This is a genomic window from Thalassovita taeanensis, from assembly GCF_900110775.1.
In the GTDB taxonomy this organism is placed as follows: Bacteria; Pseudomonadota; Alphaproteobacteria; order Rhodobacterales; family Rhodobacteraceae; genus Litorimicrobium; species Litorimicrobium taeanense.
The window spans coordinates 116,776-136,439 of the sequence record NZ_FOEP01000003.1 but is presented as its reverse complement, the minus strand read 5'-3'; the positions used below and the strand labels follow the sequence as shown (position 1 = coordinate 136,439).

The 19,664-nt window shown below is 58.7% G+C and carries 15 protein-coding genes; 12 read left to right on the top strand and 3 right to left on the bottom strand.

Features of this window, described 5'->3' with window-relative positions; all coding sequences use genetic code 11:
- Positions 1-113: 113 nt before the first annotated feature.
- The 4 genes from BSF79_RS05395 to BSF79_RS05380 all read left to right on the top strand — a co-directional run bounded on the left by BSF79_RS05395 (position 114) and on the right by BSF79_RS05380 (position 5,186).
- Positions 114-1,553 (top strand): aldehyde dehydrogenase family protein, encoded by a 1,440-nt coding sequence (locus BSF79_RS05395; protein ID WP_090268840.1) that lies wholly within the window; start codon positions 114-116, stop codon positions 1,551-1,553.
- Between the two features lie 74 nt (positions 1,554-1,627).
- Positions 1,628-2,662: a serine/threonine protein kinase gene (locus BSF79_RS05390; RefSeq protein WP_090268839.1), complete on the top strand. Its 1,035-nt coding sequence runs from the start codon at positions 1,628-1,630 to the stop codon at positions 2,660-2,662.
- 499 nt (positions 2,663-3,161) lie between these two features.
- Complete coding sequence (locus BSF79_RS05385) at positions 3,162-4,721, top strand: ATP-binding protein (RefSeq protein ID WP_090268838.1); 1,560 nt, start codon at positions 3,162-3,164, stop codon at positions 4,719-4,721.
- A gap of 72 nt (positions 4,722-4,793) precedes the next feature.
- Positions 4,794-5,186 (top strand): response regulator, encoded by a 393-nt coding sequence (locus tag BSF79_RS05380; protein ID WP_090268837.1) that lies wholly within the window; start codon positions 4,794-4,796, stop codon positions 5,184-5,186.
- 115 nt (positions 5,187-5,301) lie between these two features.
- Here BSF79_RS05380 and BSF79_RS05375 read toward each other — a convergent pair whose 3' ends face one another.
- Positions 5,302-6,339 (bottom strand): response regulator, encoded by a 1,038-nt coding sequence (locus BSF79_RS05375; RefSeq protein WP_090268836.1) that lies wholly within the window; start codon positions 6,337-6,339, stop codon positions 5,302-5,304.
- A gap of 297 nt (positions 6,340-6,636) precedes the next feature.
- Between BSF79_RS05375 and BSF79_RS05370 the strand changes: the two genes are divergently transcribed.
- On the top strand, positions 6,637-8,952 hold the full coding sequence (locus BSF79_RS05370) for an ATP-binding protein (protein ID WP_090268835.1): 2,316 nt from the start codon (positions 6,637-6,639) through the stop codon (positions 8,950-8,952).
- Between the two features lie 31 nt (positions 8,953-8,983).
- Here BSF79_RS05370 and BSF79_RS05365 read toward each other — a convergent pair whose 3' ends face one another.
- The gene (locus BSF79_RS05365; protein ID WP_090268834.1) at positions 8,984-9,856 is read right to left on the bottom strand and encodes a MurR/RpiR family transcriptional regulator; all 873 of its coding nucleotides are present in this window, start codon (positions 9,854-9,856) and stop codon (positions 8,984-8,986) included.
- Between the two features lie 133 nt (positions 9,857-9,989).
- Between BSF79_RS05365 and BSF79_RS05360 the strand changes: the two genes are divergently transcribed.
- The 7 genes from BSF79_RS05360 to BSF79_RS05330 all read left to right on the top strand — a co-directional run bounded on the left by BSF79_RS05360 (position 9,990) and on the right by BSF79_RS05330 (position 17,669).
- Positions 9,990-10,778, top strand: coding sequence for an N-formylglutamate amidohydrolase (locus BSF79_RS05360; protein WP_090268833.1), 789 nt, complete (start codon positions 9,990-9,992; stop codon positions 10,776-10,778).
- Positions 10,766-11,272 carry a TRAP transporter small permease subunit gene (locus BSF79_RS05355; RefSeq protein WP_090268832.1) on the top strand — a complete coding sequence of 169 codons (507 nt, stop codon included), beginning with the start codon at positions 10,766-10,768 and terminating at the stop codon, positions 11,270-11,272. Before BSF79_RS05360 ends, BSF79_RS05355 begins: the two co-directional genes overlap by 13 nt.
- Positions 11,272-12,594 carry a TRAP transporter large permease gene (locus tag BSF79_RS05350; protein ID WP_090268831.1) on the top strand — a complete coding sequence of 441 codons (1,323 nt, stop codon included), beginning with the start codon at positions 11,272-11,274 and terminating at the stop codon, positions 12,592-12,594. Before BSF79_RS05355 ends, BSF79_RS05350 begins: the two co-directional genes overlap by 1 nt.
- 63 nt (positions 12,595-12,657) lie before the next feature.
- Entirely contained in the window at positions 12,658-13,689 is a 1,032-nt protein-coding gene (locus BSF79_RS05345; protein WP_090268830.1) for a TRAP transporter substrate-binding protein, read from the top strand.
- 90 nt (positions 13,690-13,779) lie between these two features.
- Positions 13,780-15,144 (top strand): glutamine synthetase family protein, encoded by a 1,365-nt coding sequence (locus tag BSF79_RS05340; protein WP_090268829.1) that lies wholly within the window; start codon positions 13,780-13,782, stop codon positions 15,142-15,144.
- Positions 15,145-15,147: 3 nt separating this feature from the next.
- On the top strand, positions 15,148-16,527 hold the full coding sequence (locus BSF79_RS05335; protein ID WP_090268828.1) for an aldehyde dehydrogenase family protein: 1,380 nt from the start codon (positions 15,148-15,150) through the stop codon (positions 16,525-16,527).
- Positions 16,524-17,669: an iron-containing alcohol dehydrogenase gene (locus tag BSF79_RS05330; RefSeq protein WP_090268827.1), complete on the top strand. Its 1,146-nt coding sequence runs from the start codon at positions 16,524-16,526 to the stop codon at positions 17,667-17,669. Before BSF79_RS05335 ends, BSF79_RS05330 begins: the two co-directional genes overlap by 4 nt.
- A 31-nt stretch (positions 17,670-17,700) precedes the next feature.
- Here BSF79_RS05330 and BSF79_RS05325 read toward each other — a convergent pair whose 3' ends face one another.
- On the bottom strand, positions 17,701-19,254 hold the full coding sequence (locus tag BSF79_RS05325) for a class I adenylate-forming enzyme family protein (RefSeq protein ID WP_090268826.1): 1,554 nt from the start codon (positions 19,252-19,254) through the stop codon (positions 17,701-17,703).
- Positions 19,255-19,664 lie beyond the last annotated feature (410 nt).

The window sequence follows — 19,664 nt, the reverse complement described above, 5'->3', positions numbered from 1 at the left end:
GCCCCTTGCAGGAGCCTAAAACCCCTGCCAGACTGCCGCGGAAACCTGCGGCCAACCCTTCCACCATGCGGAAATTGACCACAGCCCTGGGAACATCCTCACGGAGGTCAAAGATGATCGAGAAACGCCAATTTTATATCAATGGGGCATGGGTCAATCCGGCTCAGCCGCGCGACCACAACGTCATTGATCCCTCGACAGAAGAGCCCTGCGCCGTGATCTCGCTGGGCGGTCAGGCCGATAGCGACGCCGCCGTTGCCGCCGCCAAGGCCGCCTTCCCCGCATGGATGGCCACGTCGCCCGCCGAACGCATCGCGCTGGTGGAAAAGCTGCTGGAAATCTACAAGGCCCGCTCCGAAGAAATGGCGCAAGCCATGAGCATCGAGATGGGCGCGCCCATCGACATGTCCCGCTCCAGTCAGGTTGGCGCCGGCACTTGGCACATCACGAACTTCATCAAAGCGGCCAAGGATTTCAAATTCATCAAACCGCTGGGCGACCACGCCCCGAATGACCGCATCATTCACGAACCGATCGGCGTTTGCGCCCTGATCACACCGTGGAACTGGCCGATGAATCAGGTCACGCTCAAGGTCATCGCCGCCGCCATCGCCGGCTGCACCATGGTGCTGAAACCGTCCGAGGAAAGCCCGCTCGACGCGATCCTCTTTGCCGAGTTCATGCACGAGGCCGGTTTCCCGCCGGGCGTCTTCAATCTGGTCAACGGTGACGGACTTGGTGTCGGAACCCAGCTTTCGGGTCATAAAGACGTCGACATGGTCAGCTTCACCGGCTCGACCCGTGCCGGCATCGCCATCTCCAAAACCGCCGCTGACACGCTCAAGCGCGTGCACCTGGAACTGGGCGGCAAGGGCGCCAACATCATCTTCGCCGATGCCGACGACAAGGCCGTCAAACGCGGCGTGCTGCATATGATGAACAACACCGGCCAGTCGTGCAACGCACCCAGCCGGATGCTGGTGCAAAAGGGCATTTACGACCAAGCCGTCGCAACCGCCGCCGAAGTCGCCAATTCTGTCACCGTCGGCAGCGCGCACGACTCGGGCCGCCACATCGGCCCTGTCGTGAACGAAGCGCAATGGACCAAAATTCAGGGCCTGATCCAAAAGGGCATCGACGAAGGCGCCCGCCTTGTTGCCGGTGGCACCGGTCGCCCCGAGCACCTGAACCGCGGCTTCTTCGTCAAACCGACCGTCTTTGCCGATGTGACCAACCAGATGACCATCGCCCGCGAAGAAATCTTCGGCCCGGTCCTGTCAATCATCCCGTTCGAGACCGAGGAAGAAGCCGTCGCCATCGCCAATGACACCGTCTACGGCCTGACCAACTATGTGCAGACGCAAGACGGCCCCCGCGCCAACCGGCTGGCGCAGCAACTGCGCTCGGGCATGGTTGAAATGAACGGTGCCTCACGCGGCGCGGGTGCGCCGTTTGGTGGCATGAAACAATCCGGCAACGGTCGCGAAGGCGGCGTTTGGGGCATCGAGGATTTCCTCGAAGTCAAATCCGTTGCGGGTTGGGCGGCGGAATAACCCCACCACCATTGCTTGACACATGCATCCGGGGCTATATCAGCCCCGGATGTTTTTGTTTCAGGAGGTGCCGCATGACAACATCACAGCCGACATCGCTGGCCGGGTTTGTCCCCGATACCATCCTCAAACGTGACATCTTTTCCGAAACCGTATCGGGCCATATGGCCAACGACCCGGAACAGCGCGTGGCGTTGCGGCGGCTGGACGGCGTGCCGTGGTACGCCCGGCCGGTCTCGCAATTCCTTGCCCGCAAAGAGGCGCGCGGCTTGCGCGCCGTTCAGGGCATCGAAGGCACCCCTATTCTGCTTCAGGCCGACCGCGCTGGAATTCTGCGGGTCTGGTCGGCGGGCACGCCGCTGCATCTGGCCAAGCCGTCACATGCTGAATGGTACAAAGACGCCAAACGCCTGCTGCGCGAAATGCGCCACCGTGGCGTGACCCACAACGATATTGCCAAGCCGCAAAACTGGCTGATGACCCCCGATGGCCGCGCCTCGGTCATCGACTTTCAGCTTGCCACCGTGCACCGCCGCCGGGGCAAGATGTTCCGCGTCGCCGCGCGCGAGGATCTGCGCCATATGCTGAAACAGAAACGCGCCTTCGCGCCACATCTGCTGACGCCCTCGGAAAAGAAAATGCTGGCGCGCAAATCCCTGCCCTCGCGGATCTGGATGGCGACAGGCAAGCGGCTTTATAATTTCATCACCCGCCGCCTGATGCATTGGTCCGATGGCGAAGGCTCGGAAAACCGCGTGGCACAAGATGGCCCCGCGATCCGCGCCGCGTTGATCGGTGATGGCGCGCGCGAGGTGGCTTTCGCCGCCTATTCCCTGCCCGCCGGCGGCGTTGGCCTCTATGCCTTCGCCGAGGCCGACGCACCGATGCAATACCGACATGATACCGACGTGAAACCGACGTTGCTTCAGACGGTCAAAACCCTGCCGCGCGACGGCACTGGCGCCCTGCGCCTCGACCTGCTCGAGCTGATCGCCACCAACCGTCTTGACGAGCTGGCGCAGATGCAGGCCGCCTCCCCCGAGCTGGCAGACACCCTCCGCCCCATCGTCGCCGGGCGTCTGAACCTGACAGATCGCCGTCTGAGATAACCGACCGCACCGACACGGCACTCAGGCTTTCGGCGTGCTCTGCGGTGCGAACTCAAAGCCACCACAGCTCAGCGCCGGGCAGGACCGACGTCGACATCCGCAAAATTATGGCGCAAAATGGCGTCTCGGCGCGGGGTGACCTCGAACCCGACATCACCGCCATCTGAACCACGTTTTTTGGAAAACAACGCGCCCCGGACCGGTAGCCATGCGTTTTTGTGCTTAAAATCAATGCGACCGGCGCCGCTCGCAAATTTTTCGAAGCTCCTATATCAGCAGGCACACGAGGGCGGCGCGGGCGTGTGCAGCCCCAAAACTGGCCAAAACATCAAGTTTGAAAGGACATAAACTTTCCACGCTTGAACCATATTGCAGCTCCATGCAGATGAAATGCTTAGATAATATCAAAAGTGTGATCTATATTTCCAATGAGCATGTGCGTATGTGAGGTTAAATATGCATAGTGTTCTGGCAAGCACGGCATGGGTAGGAGAACAATATGCTGAAATGGGCCGCGGCCGTTGCTGATAGCAACTCCCTTCAGGCATTCCCCGCCCTTTGGTTTGCAACCGCCATTATTTTGGTTGCCGCCCTGCTGATCACGTTCCTGGCCTGGCGAAAAGTCGTCAATCTGGACAGTGAACTGCTGATATATAAACGTGCGCTGGATGAGCACTGCATGATCACCGTGATCAATCCGGACTGGACCATCAAAGGCGTAAACGAGAAATTTCTTAAGACCTCCGGTTTCGATAGATCCGAGCTTTTGGGGAAGTCGATCCATCAGCTCTACCCGCCCGATTTCTACGACAGCAACTCCGACACCATTCAGGCGAACTTGCTCGATGGTAAAATCTGGGCAGGCGAAACACACCTACAGACACGAAGCGGCGAAGCCTATTGGACCCAGACAACCCTGGTGCCTGTGCTGGATGCCAAGGGTCGGCTGAAGGAAACCATCGGCCTGCGAACCGATATCACCAAGCTCAAGACGTTCGACGCAGAAGTGCAATTGCGTGAAACGCTGGATTTGCTGCGGGATGAAGTTTACATGTTCACCCCCGACGATTTCCATATCACTTATATGAACCACAGCGCCCGCGCGCGGCTCGGCTGGCCCGAGGATGGGTATCAACAAGCGACGATCCCGGAAACGCACGACCTTATTGATATGAAGAACCTAAGGCGCAAGATCCGTCAGCTGTCTTATCAGCGCGAGCGTTCGATCACGTTCGAAATCCACCACGATGACAGAAGTGTCGAGATCAGTTTGCAACTGGTTCAGCCTGCCGGCAACGCCCCGCGTTATGTGGCGGTGGTTCGCGATGTCACTGCGCGCAATGCGGCAACTCAGGCGAAATCAGAATTCGTTTCAATGGTAAGCCACGAACTGCGCACGCCGCTGACCTCGATCAAAGGAGCATTGGGGTTGGTCTCTATGGCGGCCGAAAACGAGCTGCCCGAGCGCGTGAATTCAATTCTGGCAATCGCAAAGCGCAACACCGACCGCCTGATTCTGCTGATCAATGACATTCTGGACCTGGATAAAATCGACTCTGAAAGAATGCCCTTTCAGCTTCAGGAAATGAATGTCGCAGAATTCCTGGCCGAGGCGGTTGAGGCCAATGAAGGCTATGCTTTGGAATGCGGCGTGCGCTTTGTCGGGCAGGGGCTTGATCAAAACCTGACAATTGACGGCGACCCGGATCGGTTGATGCAGGTAATGTCCAACCTGATGTCAAACGCGGCAAAGTTCTCGCCGGTCGGCGAGAATGTCGAAGTCGGGATGACCGATATGGGCCGCAAGGTGCGCATATGGGTCAAGGACAAGGGCTGCGGCATCCCCGAGAAATCGCAGCCGCACATTCTGGAGCGGTTCCAGCAGGTCGATTCGTCCGACCGCCGCAAGGTAAATGGAACTGGATTGGGCCTGAGCGTCGTGAAAGCGATCATCGAAAAGCACGGCTCCCAGATACAGTTTGAAAGCAAGGTCGGTCAGGGTAGCAAATTCTATTTTGATATGGCCAAATATTCCGACACACAGGAAATTCGCGCCTAAAGCGTTTCCCTGACTCGTTACCAGTGATGACTCGTTGCTCTCTAACCATCAGACAAAAAATGGAGTGAATAAATGAGGCAGTTACGCAAGATCGTTCATGTCGAAGACGATCCTGATATTCAGGAAGTCTCCAAAATGGCGCTTGAACTTGTGGGCGGGTATACCCTGTTTCAATTCTTTTCAGGCCAGGAAGCCATCGAAAAATCATCCGAAATAGAACCGGATCTGTTTTTGCTTGATGTCATGATGCCCGGCCTGAGCGGAGAGGAAACCCTTGCGGGCCTGCGTCAGATAGAGACCACCAAGTGCATCCCGGCAATTTTCATGACCGCCAAAACGCGGGCATCCGATCAGGCCGCACTGCGCGCCCTTGGCGCCTTGGATGTCATCGCCAAACCGTTTGACCCCTTGGAACTGCCGAGCCAAATTCAGGCGCTGTGGGACAGATCTCAACACTGCCCCTGAGCTGAGCTGAGCTCAAGCAGCCTACGGTCCGCAGTTTGTAGTCTGGTAAAAGGCGGACTCACGGCCTGAAAACGCCCCGCAAATCCGGGGCGAAATCAATCCGCGCATCTAACGCTTATTTGCGACCCGTGCTGAAAAGCTTGGAAAAACGCCATTGCGTGCCCGGCAAAGCTTCGCGATGCGTCGACAAAACAGTTTGGGTTTGGGCGTCGAGCACATTCTGCTCCGAGGCCTGCTCCGCGCTCCGAACCGCAGCATGCAAAGCCTCGGCAGTATTGTTGCCGACACGGATCACCCCCACGCGCAGGTGCTTTCCGACCGACGCCGTGATTTTCAGCGGGGCACCGTTATGGTCTACGAGTTTCAGCGCGGCCAATTCAGATTGGATGGCCAGTTCAAGCGTCTTGGGTTTGTGCGTGTAAACACCGTGCGCAAGGGTGACGAACGTCCCGTTTCCCGCATAGGACAACAGGCGCTCGTCAAATGGCAAACCGTCCAAAATCGCGTCAGCAATCTGGCCCAGAAGATCCTTGAACTCCGTCGGGGAGAAATGCGCATACAGCTTTTCGATCTGGTCGATGTGGAAGGCAAGAATATGACTTGTGATAAGCCCGCCTTGTGACAGCTGCCTCAGATAGTTTTTCATCGCCGCAAAGCCGATCACGCCTTCGACGGCGGCAAGAGCAATGGGCGCACGCAAGTTTACAAAGCTGTCGCGTTCTTTTTCGGCGCGCAGATCGGCCTCTCGTATAAGACCGTTCTGAATGTCCTGCTCGGACTTATGCAGCCGCCACGCCATCCCAACCCGAGAGACAAGTTCGACCGAATCGAACGGCTTCGTCACGTAATCCGTGGCACCTGCGGCAAAGGCCCTGTCGATATATGCTTTCTGCGACATTGCCGTGATCATGATGATCGGTGTTTTGCTATAAGCAGGTTTTTTCCTGATCTCCTGGCAAAGCTCGATACCGTCCATTTCAGGCATTTGGATATCCAGCAGAATGCAATCCACCGGCGGCTCGGCGGCATCAAGCAAACCGAGAGCCTTATACGCCGACGTTTCCAGAACCAAATCGGAATGGCCTGCTTCTTCTAGGGTTGCCGCAAGCAACTCGAGAACAAGATTGTCATCGTCAACTGCAAGAATCCGCATTCTCGAAACTACCCTTAGTTGCTACTTCATCACCTAAAGCGGGAAATGCCCCGCAAAATACACCCTAAAGTGCATCAAATCTATGCTTGCAGAGCAAAATGGTAAAAGTATGACGAAAATTGTGGCGGAAAATAATTGATACAGTACGTTACGGAAAGGGGAAGATGCCTTGCACTTTCCCGCTAGAGCTGTGTGTATAGTAGGCTACTGTTTCGGTCTGACAACCAGAGACGCCTTTGGCATGTACACGGAGTTGATGATGAATACCTATGCTATCGCAGAATACGCGTGAATAGCATGCTTTCACGTCTAAAATTCCCGGCCAATGGCTTCCCTTTGCGCTGGAAGATCATCCTTGTGACTTGTGCCATCGTTGCGCTGTCCACAACAAGCATCAGCATGTTCTATTACACGCGGACGGTTCAAAACACGCTGGAAACATCTGTCAGCAACTTGGCAGGTGAAACGCATCTTTTGGCCGCGCGGTTCTCGGCGCAGTACGATCACATCAAAAACGACCTTTCAATGGTCGCGTCGCACCCCGCGCTTCGGGACATTGCCTCGGGTAACTTGGACGAGCAGCAGGCAAGCGACAGCTTGGTAGATCTGATGACGTCGTTGATGCTTGTGCGATCTGAATACACCCAGTTCCGTCTGATCGGGATGACGGACAACGGCAAAGAAATCGTGCGCGTCAACAAAGTGGGCGACTGGATCGTTCCGGTTCAACCTGCACAGCTTCAGGAAAAGGGCAACGAAGCGTATTTTCAAGAAGCTGTCACGCACGCCCAAGAGCACGATCAGTTCATGCCGCATGAACGGCACAGCGTGGTCTTTTCCGACGCAACGTATAATCGGGAACATGGTCGGATCGTCGAACCCAGAACCGTGATGATCCGGGCGATTTTGCCGATTTTCAAAGACAGCCACGAATTGTTCGGCCTGCTTGTCATCAACGTCGACTATGAACAGCTTCTGGCCAGTGCTTTTGAAAACCTTCAGCAGGAAAACAGAATATATGTGGTCAATCAGGCCGGGGATTTTCTGAGCTACACGCCGGATGGGGCCGTGTCACGGCTTGAATTCCACGATGACTATTCTGCGCCCCTGCCGACCGCAGTCTACCGCGCGATTGCGTTTACCGCGGACGAAGGCCAGATCCTTGATACCGAAGACAATTCCTATCTGATGCGCGTGCATCTGAATGATACGCAACCTGATAACTTTCTTGGGGTGATGCTTCAGACCCCCAAGGCCCGAATCCTTGCCAAGGTAAAACAAACCCAGCGCGACAGCTTTCTGCTGATGGCGATCTTTGTGCTGATCGCGGCAGGCATCACGCTTGTTGTCTCAACCAGCCTTACGCATTCATTGCAGACCCTGACGCGCAAAGTCATGGCGTCTGTAGATGATGGCAAACCGCTGGATCTGGTCGTGACCTCTCAGGATGAAATCGGCACGCTGGCCAAAGCGTTTCAGACCCTGACGGACAAGCATGTCGAAAATGAATCCAAGCTTCAGTCCATTCTCGCCAATGTTGGCGAAGGGTTGATCATCATCGGTGAAATGGGCGAAATCAGGATCTACAACCCGGCCTGCGAGCGAATTTTCGGGTATTTGGCCAACGAAGTGATTGGCCAAAACGTCAGCATGCTGATGACCAAACCGGATGCATCTGTTCATGACGCGGTTCTGCTGCGGTATCAGCAGGAAAAGAACCGCCGCATCGACTGGACCGGGCGCGAAGAAACCGGGCGGCGCAAGGACGGGTCGACCTTCCCGATCGAACTGACGGTTTCTGAAATTCTGGTTCAGGGTGAACGCCTGTTTGTCGGAATTGTACGAGATATCACCGAGCGAAAAGCCGTCGAAAAAGCCAAGTCGGAATTCGTATCCGTGGTCAATCACGAGCTTCGCACACCGCTGACCTCGATCAAGGGGGCGCTCTCTTTGCTTCGCTCCGGTGCATTGGGATATGACACGCCTGCCGCGCAGAAAAGTCTGGATATCGCGTTCAGAAACAGCCAGCTTCTTGGCCGATTGATCAACGACATTCTTGATATTGAAAAGCTTAATTCAGGCGAAGCGTTTACCAAAATGGGGTCGCTTGATCTGACGGCCCTTGTTCGCGAGTCGCTTGAATCGAACGGACCTTATGCTGACGAATATAATATTCGCTTGTCATATGCGGGTGAAACCAATCCGGTTTATGTGAATGGCGATAATGACCGGCTTCTTCAGGTGCTATCGAATCTTTTGTCGAACGCGATAAAATTCTCGCACCCCGGAAGCGAAGTTATTGCGCGTGTCAGATGTGACGCGGCAAAAGAAACTGTGCGCGTTTCGATCGAGGATTCCGGCAGCGGAATCCCGGAAGACGCCCAAGAGAAGATCTTCAATTGGTTTACACAAATCGACTCCTCCGATCAGCGCCAAAAAGGTGGAACGGGGCTGGGCCTGGCGATTGTGAAAAGCATCGTGGAACTGCACGGCGGCACGATCCACTGCATCTCGAACGAAGATGAAGGCAGCATATTCTATTTTGAGCTGACCACGCATAAGAAAAGCGATCGCTCAGCGGATGTGACCGAGAACGCCGCAACCCATACCTAGCGCGATATTTGCCCCCTGCCGTCGGGGGCGATCAGGTAAATTTGCGGAAAAACCGCGTCCGGTCGAACATGTCTTCCAGTTCTTCCATCCGCTTGCGCGTGCTGGCCCAAGTGTGTTCCTGAACCTCGGCGATCACGATTTCCAGCATCAGCATCAGCGTGACCGAGCTGTCCCAGGCGCTTGGCACCACGATGCGCCCGCAAAAAGTGCAGTCGGCAAATTCATGCACCGGCGAGCGCCACTGATCCGTGAATAAAATGATCCGCGCGCCTTTCTCGCGGGCCATTTCGGCCAACTTCAGGGTCGCATTCTCATATCGGCGCACGTCGAAAATCACCACGACATCGCCCGGCTTCATATCCAGCAGGTAATGCACCCAGGCGTTCGACATCGACTGAATCTGCGTCACGTCCGCTCGCAACACCTGCATATGCATAAAGAAATAGTCCGCCAGCGACCGGGTAATCCGCCCGCCCACAACGTAAACCGACTGCCCCGGATCGGCCAACAGGGTGCAGGCGCGATCAAACGTTTCGATATCAATCTGGGTCAGGGTCTGGCGAATGTTGCCCATCACCGCATCGGTAAACCGGTTCAGGATATGCGCGTCCGGTGCCTTTTCGACCCAAGTGTCATGCTTGGTAATCGGGTCCGAGATTTTCGCCTCAAGCTCGCGCCGCAGCTCGGCCTGAAAATCAGGAAAGCCAGTAAACCCAAGCTTTTGCACCATCCGCGCCACCGTCGGCGTGGAAACCCCTGCCGCCTTGGCCACCAACGTGATCGAGCCCAGCCCAGATACCGGGTAATTCTGAAGCAATGAATCCGCCAGTTGCCGTTCGGCGCGGGTCAGCGAATCAAACGCGGCATGCAAGCGCTCGGCAATGGTCTCGGCGGGTTCTGTCACGTGCGTCCCCTTTTTTGCTCAATATACCGACAGGCGACACCTTCGTGAAGAAATAATTTCAGGATCATCGTTGACAGGTCGGTGTCAGATGAAGAATTGTCTTCACAACAGCAAGAGGTCAGCCGTTTCCGACATGTTACAATCCCGGTCCACTACGCAGAACGAGGCGGTGCAAGTCATCAACCCCGATGGGCTGGGGCCTGTTGTTGTGATCTGCGAACATGCCTCGAACGTGTTTCCGGCTGACATCGGAACGCTGGGCCTGAGCGATGAGGCGCAGCGCAGCCATATCGCCTGGGATCCTGGCGCCTTGGCCGTGGCGCAGGGGCTTAGCCGCGCGCTGGATGCGCCGTTGGTCGCAGGCGCGGCATCGCGGCTGCTGTTTGATTGCAACCGCCCCCCCGAGGCCGCCGATGCCATCCCCCCCCAAAGTGAACTGTTCGAGGTGCCCGGCAATATCGCCCTGACATCCGACGCCGCCGCTGAACGCGTGCGCCGGTTCCACGATCCATTCAACGCGGCCCTGCGCACGGTGCTGGATACCAAAGCACCGCAGGTCATCGTGACAGTGCACAGCTTTACGCCGGTGTATTACGGCACCCCCCGCGCCGTGGAAATCGGGGTATTGCATGATACAGACAGCCGTCTGGCCGATGCTATGCTGGCCTGCGCGGCCGATCATGTGCAGGAAAACATAGGCCGCAATGACCCATACGGCCCCGAACACGGCGTCACCCATACCCTGCGCCACCACGCCTTGCCGCGTGGGGCGCTGAACGTGATGCTTGAAATCCGCAACGATCTGATTGCGGATCGCGACAGCCAGCGCGCCATGGCCGGGAGGCTGGCGCAGTGGATTGCATCGGCCATGGCAGCGCTGGATGTGTCCTTGACCCCAAGCGAGGTGCCATGCCCCCACTGATCAAAGGTTTTGTGCGTGTCGTTGATGCGGTGAATTACCGGCTGGGCCGGATCGTGATGTACGGCATCTTTGTGATGATGGGCATTCTGATGTGGTCATCGATTTCCAAAACCTTCTTCCTGCCCTCGCTCTGGACGCTGGAAATGGCGCAATTCGCCATGGTCGCCTATTACATGCTGGGCGGGCCCTATTCGCTGCAACTTGGGTCGAACGTGCGGATGGACCTGTTTTACCACGACTGGTCCAACACCAAAAAAGCGTGGTTCGATGCGTTTACCGTGCTGTTCCTGATGTTCTATCTTGGGGTGCTGCTCTATGGCGCGATCGACAGCACGACCTATTCCTTGAAATACAATGAACGCAGCCCGACCGCGTGGCGGCCGATCCTGTGGCCGATCAAGATCACAATGTGCGTCGGCGTCAGCCTGATGATGCTGCAAGCCATGTCCGAGTTTTTCAAGGACGTGGCACGCATTCGCGGCAAGGAGCTGTAATGTCTTACGAAATGATCGCCATTTTCATGTTCGCGCTGATGATGCTGATGCTGTTCACCGGCCAGCGCGTGTTTGGCGCGATTGGCGGTGTAGCGGCGTTGGCGGCGTTGATGCTGTGGGGCACGGGCGGGTCTGACATTCCGTTTTCCTCGGCGATGAAGCTGATGAAATGGTATCCGCTTCTGACCCTGCCGATGTTCATTTTCATGGGCTATGTGCTGTCGGAAAGCAAAATCGCTGACGACCTCTATAAGATGTTCCACGTCTGGATGGGGCCAGTGTCCGGGGGGCTGGCGATCGGTACCATCGGCCTGATGGTTCTGGTTTCCGCGATGAACGGGCTGTCCGTCGCAGGCATGGCGATCGGGTCCACGATTGCGCTGCCGGAACTGCTCAGGCGTGGCTATGACAAAAAGATGGTCACCGGAGTCATTCAAGCGGGGTCGAGCCTTGGAATTCTCGTGCCGCCCTCGGTCGTGTTGGTGCTTTACGCGATGATCGCGCGGCAACCCGTGGGGCAGCTTTGGCTGGCGGGCGTGGTGCCGGGGCTGGTGATGGCGACGATGTTCATCGCCTATATCTATATCCGCTGCCGCCTGAACCCGTCGCTTGGCCCGGTTCTGCCGCCCGAAGAACGCAACGTACCGCGCGCCGAAAAGCTGCGCCTGCTGACGGCGGGCCTGCTGCCGCTGGTGATCTTTGCCACCATGATGGTGCCCTTCGTAAACGGCTGGACCAGCCTTGTCGAAAGTTCGGCCATCGGCGCGATGACCGCCTTTTTGGCGGCGGTCCTCAAAGGCCGGATGACCCGCGCCGTATTCGAGGTGTCGGTCCGCTCGACCCTCGCCATTTCGTGCATGTTCATGTGGATCATTCTGGCCGCTCTGGGCTTTGGTGCCATCTTTGACGGGCTGGGCGCCGTGCGCGCCATCGAAGACCTGTTCACAGAACGGCTGGGGCTGGACCCGTGGATGATCCTGATCATGATGCAGCTCAGCTTCATCGTGATGGGCACGTTTCTGGACGATACCGCGATGCTGGTGATTGTGGCGCCGCTCTATGTGCCGCTGGTTCATGCGCTGGGGTTTGACCTGATCTGGTACGGCATCCTTTATACGATCACCACGCAGATCGCCTATATGACGCCGCCCTTCGGCTATAACCTGTTTTTGATGCGCGCCATGGCCCCGCCTGAAATCACGCTGCGCGATATTTATGGCTCGATTTTGCCCTTCGTGCTGGTGATGATTGCGTCACTGGTGCTGATCATGGCCTTTCCGCAGATCGCGCTGTGGCTGCCAAATTACGTTTACGGAAAATGACAGAACTCCGAACAGGAGCGACCAAGGCAAGACATATCGAATAAACCAACAGGAGAGAGAAAAATGACAACCAGACGTAAGTTTCTGACCTCAGCCGCCATTGCCGCACCCGCCGCACTGGCCGCCCCGGCGCTGGCCGCCTCGACCATCCGCTGGCGGATGCAGACCTATGCCGGCCCCGCTTTGGCCGAGCATGTGATCAAGCCCGCCATCGACAGCTTCAACAAGATCGCCGGCGACCAGATGCAGATCGAACTCTACTTCGCCGATCAGCTGGTCCCGACCGGCGAGCTGTTCCGCGCCATGCAAAAGGGCACGATCGACGCGGTGCAGTCGGATGACGACTCAATGGCCTCGCCGACCGAAGTCACCGTGTTTGGTGGCTATTTCCCCTTCGCCTCGCGCTATTCGCTCGATGTGCCGGTGCTGTTCAACCAGTACGGCCTGAACGAAATCTGGGATGCGGAATATTCCAAGGTTGGCGTCAAACACATCAGCGCCGGCGCATGGGATCCCTGCCATTTCGCCACCAAAGATCCGATCACCTCGCTGGCGGACCTCAAAGGCAAACGCGTCTTTACCTTCCCCACAGCGGGCCGGTTCCTGACGCAGTTCGGCGTGGTCCCCGTGACCCTGCCGTGGGAAGATATCGAGGTTGCCATGCAAACCGGCGAGCTGGACGGCATCGCATGGTCCGGCATCACCGAAGACTACACCGTTGGCTGGGCCGATGTGACCAACTACTTCCTGACCAACAACATCTCGGGCGCCTGGGCCGGGTCGTTCTTCGCCAATATGGACCGCTACAACGAACTGCCCGCGCATCTGCAAGAGCTGCTCAAGGTCTGCATGGATCAGTCGCACTACTATCGTCAGTGGTGGTATTGGGGTGGCGAAGCCTCGCTGCGCGTCGATGGCACCAAGATGCAGCTCACCTCGATTCCCGACGAAGAATGGGCAACGGTCGAATCCGCCGCGCATGTCTTCTGGGATGAGATCGCAGCCGAGTCCGAGACCAAGGCGAAGGTCGTCGAGATCTTCAAGAAGTACAACGCCGACATGGAAAAAGCGGGCCGCCCCTATCGCTATGGCTAAGCTCGCCATCGGCGCGACATGACACTCGGCGCGGCCCCGGATATCGTCCGGGGCTGCGTCACGACAGATCAACGACAAAGGAGCCGACCCATGGCCGGATTGATGACATTCGAGGCGCTGCAAACCGCCGTAGAGACCCACGCCGTGGATACCGTTCTGGTCTGCATCGTCGATATGCAGGGCCGCCTGATGGGCAAACGCTTTGTGGCGCAGCACTTTGTTGAAACCGCGTGGAAAGAAACCCATTGCTGTAACTACCTGCTGGCCACCGATCTGGCGATGGCCACCCCCGAAGGCTACGCCGCCACCAGCTGGCGTGCGGGCTATGGCGACTATGTGATGAAACCCGATCTGACCACCATCCGCCCGATGCCCTGGCTACAGGGCACGGTGATGGTGCTGTGCGATCTGCTGGATCATCACACCCACGAAGAGGTGCCGCACGCCCCCCGCACCATCCTGAAAAAACAGATCGCGCGCGCCGAAGCGATGGGCCTGACCCCGATCATGGCGACCGAGCTTGAGTTTTTCCTCTTCGCCAAAAGCTTCAAACAGATCGCCGCCAGCGGCTTTCGCGATCTGGAACCGATCAGCGACTATAACGAAGATTACAACATCCTTCAGACCAGCCGCGAAGAGCACGTGATGCGCCCGCTGCGCAATCATCTCTACGCCGCAGGCATCCCCGTGGAGAACACCAAGGGCGAGGCCGAGGCCGGTCAGGAAGAGCTGAATATCAAATACGCCCCCGCGATGGACACCGCCGATCACCACACGATCGCCAAACACGCCACCAAGGAAATCGCCGACCAGCAGGGCCACGCCGCCAGCTTCCTGCCGAAATGGCGCACCGACCGCGTCGGCAGCTCGTCGCATGTGCACCAATCCATGTGGAAGGACGGCCAGAACGCGTTTTTCGACCCCGAGGGCGAACACGGCATGTCGCAGATGATGCGGCACTATATGGCCGGGATGATCAAATACGCCCCGGACATGACCGTGTTTCTGGCTCCCTATATCAACAGCTACAAACGGTTCCAGCGCGGCAGCTTTGCCCCCACCAAAACCGTCTGGTCTGTCGACAACCGCACTGCCGGTTTCCGCCTGTGCGGCGAGAACAGCAAATCGGTGCGGGTGGAATGTCGCATTGGCGGCTCTGACCTGAACCCCTATCTGGCGATGGCGGCACAGCTGGCCGCCGGTCTGGCCGGGATCGAAGAGGGGCTGGAGCTTGCCGCCCCCACCACCGGCGACGTCTACGACAACGAAAAGGCGCGTGAGGTGCCCAAAACCCTGCGCGACGCCACCGAAACCCTGCGCAATTCAACCATGCTGCGCGCAGCGATGGGCGATTGGGTGATCGACCACTATACCCGCGCCGCGGAATGGGAACTCGAAGAATTCGAACAGGCGGTGACGGACTACGAACTGGCACGCGGCTTTGAAAGGGCCTGAGCAATGAAGACGATCAAATGTATCTCCCCCATCGACGGCTCGGTGGTTGTGGAACGCCCGGCGCTGTCGGCAGATGCTGCGGCACAGACCGTTGCGCGCGGCAAAGCGGCACAAAAAGCATGGGCCGCACGGCCTTTGTCGGAACGTATCGCGCTGGTCATGAAGGGTGTCGAAAACGTCGGCGCGATGAATGACGATATCGTGCCCGAGCTTGCCCGCCAGATGGGCCGCCCGGTCCGCTATGGCGGCGAATTCGGCGGCTTCAACGAACGCGCGCAACATATGGCGCAGATCGCCGAACAGGCGCTGGCGCCGATGGTGCTCGAAGATTCCGCCGCCTTCAAACGCTACATCGCCCGCGAAGCGCACGGTCTGGTGCTGGTCATCGCGCCGTGGAACTATCCGTTCATGACGGCGATCAACACCGTTGCCCCCGCCCTGATCGCGGGCAATTCCGTGATGCTGAAACACGCCAGCCAAACCCTGCTGGTCGGCGAGCGCCTGGCGCAGGCCTTCCACGCCGCTGGCATCCCCGAGGACGTGTTCCAGAACGTCGTCCTCGACCACGACACCACCTCTGATCTGATCGCCGCGCGCAGCTTTGGCTTTGTCAACTTCACCGGCTCGGTTGGTGGCGGCAAAGCGATCGAACGCGCCGCCGCAGGCACCTTTACCGGTGTCGGGTTGGAACTGGGCGGCAAAGACCCCGGTTATGTCATGGAGGACGCCGATCTTGACGCTGCTGTCGACACCCTGATTGACGCCGCGATGTTCAACTCGGGGCAATGCTGCTGCGGGATCGAACGCATCTATGTGGTCGAAAGCCTGTTCGACGCCTTTGTTGAAAAGGCGGTCAAGATCGTCAACGGCTACAAACTCGGCGATCCGATGAACCCCGAAACCACGCTTGGCCCGATGGCGCAGGCCCGCTTCGCCGACAACGTCCGCGCCCAAACCTCCGAAGCTGTTGCCGCTGGCGCCACGCCCCTGATTGATCCGGCACTGTTCCCGCAAGATGGCGGCGCCTATCTGATGCCGCAGATCCTTGTGAACGTCACCCACGACATGCGGGTGATGCGCGAAGAAAGCTTCGGCCCCGTCGTCGGCATCATGCCGGTGAAAGACGACGCCGAAGCGCTGGCGCTTATGAACGACAGCGACTACGGCCTGACCGCCTCGCTGTGGACCGCTGACGTCGCGCGGGCCGAGGCGCTTGGCGCCCAGATCGAAACCGGCACCGTGTTTCTGAACCGCGCCGATTACCTTGATCCCGGCCTGTGTTGGACCGGCTGCAAAGACACCGGTCGCGGTGGCGGCCTGTCGATCATCGGCTATCACAACCTGACCCGCCCGAAATCCTATCACCTGAGGAAACAGCAATGACGCTGACTGCTAACTGGTCCTATCCCACCGCCATCCGTTTCGGGGCGGGCCGGATCGCCGAACTCCCCGCCGCCTGTACCGCCGCCGGGATCACCAAACCGCTTCTGGTCACCGACAAGGGGCTGGCCGCGCTGCCGATCACCGCACAGACGCTTGATATCCTCGATGCGGCGGGCCTTGGCCGCGCGATGTTTTCCGATGTCGACCCGAACCCGACCGAAGTGAACCTCGAAGCGGGCCTCGAAGTTTACCGCGCGGGTGGCCATGACGGCGTGATCGCCTTCGGTGGCGGCTCGGGTCTGGATCTGGGCAAGATGGTCGCCTTCATGGCCGGTCAAACCCGCCCGGTCTGGGATTACGAAGATGTCGGCGATTGGTGGACCCGCGCCAACTCTGACGCCATCGCGCCCATCGTCGCCGTGCCCACCACCGCCGGCACCGGCTCCGAAGTGGGCCGCGCTTCGGTGCTGACCAACTCGATCACTCACGAGAAGAAGATCATCTTCCACCCCAAAGTTCTGCCCACCGTGGTCATTTCCGACCCCGAGCTGACCGTGGGCATGCCGCCGGCGATCACCGCAGGCACCGGGATGGATGCCTTCGCCCACTGCCTCGAAGCCTTCTGTAGCCCGCATTTCCATCCGATGAGCCACGGTATCGCGCTGGAAGGCATGCGGCTGGTCAAAGAGTACCTGCCGCGCGCCTATGCCGACGGCACCGACATCGAGGCGCGCGCACAGATGATGGCGGCCGCCGCCATGGGCGCTGTCGCGTTCCAAAAGGGTCTGGGCGCGATCCACGCGCTCAGCCACCCGATCGGCGCGGTCCACCACACCCATCACGGCACCACCAACGCCGTGGTCATGCAGCCGGTCCTGCGCTTCAACCGCCCCGCGATCGAGGCGCGGATTGAGCGCGCCGCCGCCTATCTGGACATCAGCGGCGGGTTTGACGGCTTCTATGCCTTCGTGGGACAGCTGAACGCGTTGCTTGGCATCCCCGCCGACCTGACCGCACTTGGCGTGACCGACCCCGACTTGGACGCGCTGACTACCTCGGCCCTGGCCGATCCCAGCACTGGCGGCAACCCGGTCGAAATGACCCCCGAGAACACCCGAAAACTGTTCGAGGATTGCTTCTGAGAAACACCGGACGGGGCACATCGCCCCGTCTTTACCCGTTGTTGTAAAACGCGCGCAACGCCAGCTTGTCCACCTTGTTGACCTTGGTCAGGGGCAAGGGTTCAGTGCGAAAGGACACCAGCGTGGGGCATTTGTAATGCGCCAGCTGTGTCCGGCAATGGGCGATGATCTCTTCTTCCGTCGGACAGGCACCGGGGTGCAGCACGATCACCGCATGAACCCGCTCGCCCCATTTCGGGTCAGGCGTGCCGATGATCGCGCTGTCCCTGACGGCCGGATGCGTACCCATGACCTCCTCGACCTCAACCGGATACACGTTTTCGCCGCCGGTGATCACCATGTCCTTGATCCGCCCCGCCAGAAACAGAAACCCGTCCTTGTCGAAATACCCGCTGTCGCCGGTATGATACCACCCGCCGCGCATGGCCTCGGCTGTGACCTCGGGCTGCTGCCAATACCCCTTCATGATATTCGGACCACGGGCGATGATCTCGCCGATCTGACCGGCGGGCAGCGGCACATCGTTTTCATCCACCACCCGCACATCGGCATAAGACACCGGCCGCCCGAGCGAGGTCAGCTTGCCCGCCTTCGGCCCGCTGAGCACATGATAGTCCGGGTTCAGCACCGTCAGCACGGGCGAGGCTTCGGTCATGCCGAACGCCTGCCCAAAGCGCACCCCGGGAAAGACCTTCAGCGCGCGCTTCATCAGCGCGGGCGGCATCGGTGCCGCGCCATAGGTCATCATCTTGACCGACGACATGTCAAACCTGCCGATCTGCGGGTGATCCAGAAGCATCGCCATCATCGTTGGCACGAATTGCAGCAGCGTCACCCGGTGTTTGGCGACCAGCCCCATCAGCTCCACCGCATCAAACCGCGGCATCAACACCAGATGCACCCCCATCAACGAGGCCCCGAACACACGCGAACCGCCTGCGGTATGAAACAGTGGGCCAGTGACAAAATGCGCCCCGTTTTCGGCGATGTCCCAATTGGTCAGCGCCGCCATCGCATTAGTGAACATGTTGGTATGGGTCAGCATCACACCCTTCGGCGTGCCGGTGGTGCCGCCAGTATAGAACATGATCAGCATGTCATCATCGCGGCCGCACAGCGCCTGAAAATCTGGTTCCGCTCCGGCCGTGCTCAGCGCCGCTTCATACCCAACCATACCGGCGGGCACCGTACCGGTGCCTGCATATAGCACCTGCTCGACCTGCGGGCAGGCGGCCATGATCGCCCGCGCCAGGGGCGCGTGTTCTTCATCCACCACCAGAACCCGCGGGCGGCAGTCATGGATACAGTCGATCAACTCGCGCTCGGACAGGCGGAAATTGATCGGCACCACCGCCGCACCAACCAGCGCCGGCGCATAGTAGCACTCCACCCCGATATGGCTGTTGAACCCCAGATACGCCAGACGGTCGCCGCGCTGAACACCAGCGTCAGACAGCACCGTGGCAAGCGCGCGCGTACGCACGTTCAACTCGGCCCAGCTCAGCGTGCGCAGGGCGCAACTTACGGCAGGAAGATCCGGCCACGCATGTGCCGCCTTGGCAAGCTGATCGGTAACACGGATCATATATTCGGCCTTTGCTATTTTCCGCAAGCACGGTTGGTTGTCCTGCGACGGCACCCGGCGTGGCGCCAAGCGCCTGACAGTTCTGACACAGACGCAGGCGTACGCAACCCATCCCAACCCAAGAGTCGGCCCAAAAAGCCCCTGATCCTTCCGCTAGGGAACTTTGAGACGACATTCGGTCCAAATCACGTGGTCGGCAGCAACGAAAGCGGGCCAAAACCTCAAAAACGAATCGCTCTTTTCCGCGATTACAAACGGTTTTCACAACAATATCGCGAGAAAGTTCAGACTGTTCAAAACCTTAACTCTACCCAGAGATGTAATTTCACCGCCCGAAGGGTCGACAAACTTCCGCCCGCCGACCGCCAGAAGAATGGCGCGAAACGGCCACAATCCCGCCACATTTGCCG